Origin of the sequence: Vibrio sp. 10N.222.52.B7 (assembly GCF_041474275.1) — a bacterium.
GTDB lineage: Bacteria > Pseudomonadota > Gammaproteobacteria > Enterobacterales > Vibrionaceae > Vibrio > Vibrio crassostreae_C.
This window is the reverse complement of sequence record NZ_JBFRTU010000577.1, coordinates 1-478: the sequence shown is the minus strand read 5'-3', so window position 1 is coordinate 478 and position 478 is coordinate 1. Positions and strand designations below refer to the sequence as shown.

Sequence of the window (478 nt, the reverse complement as noted above, 5' to 3'; positions counted from 1 at the left end):
ACATCAAATACATTGGTTCTTGGTCGCTGTTGCTTACCGTGAAAGCTCAAAATGTCATTTCTTGGCAAGTGGTAGGTGTACTCAAGATCGAGGCTTTCAAGTTTTGGTTGCTGAGAATCAGCGACGCTACAACCAGTGATCGATGCGGAGATGGCGATTGCGGTCAAAACCGCTAATGATTTATGGTTCACAAAACATCCTTTATTTACGTTAACGTTCAAAAGAGATAGTTGGGGATTAATAACGGATATTCAATGAATTATGCAGATTTTTTTGAATTTTCAGCCCTATTTTAAGGAAGTTTGCGCAACGTAAAAGTAGCTTCAAAGTTAAGTTTGAAGAAGTCTTTTACATTTCAGGTCTTAAAGCCGAAAAAGTAGGAATGCGCAAATAACGAATTATAACTATTCGGATTCCGAATCGGGAATCCGAATTTAGCTTGCGAGCTTTAGCGGCCTAGGTAAACGGCAGTAACTTC

At 39.3% G+C, this 478-nt stretch carries 1 protein-coding gene; it reads right to left on the bottom strand.

Going from position 1 to position 478, the window contains the following annotated elements; all coding sequences use genetic code 11:
* Window positions 1–191: hypothetical protein (locus tag AB4512_RS24275; protein ID WP_372176049.1), on the bottom strand; the 191-nt coding region annotated here is incomplete at its 3' end.
* Between the last annotated feature and the right edge of the window lie 287 nt (window positions 192–478).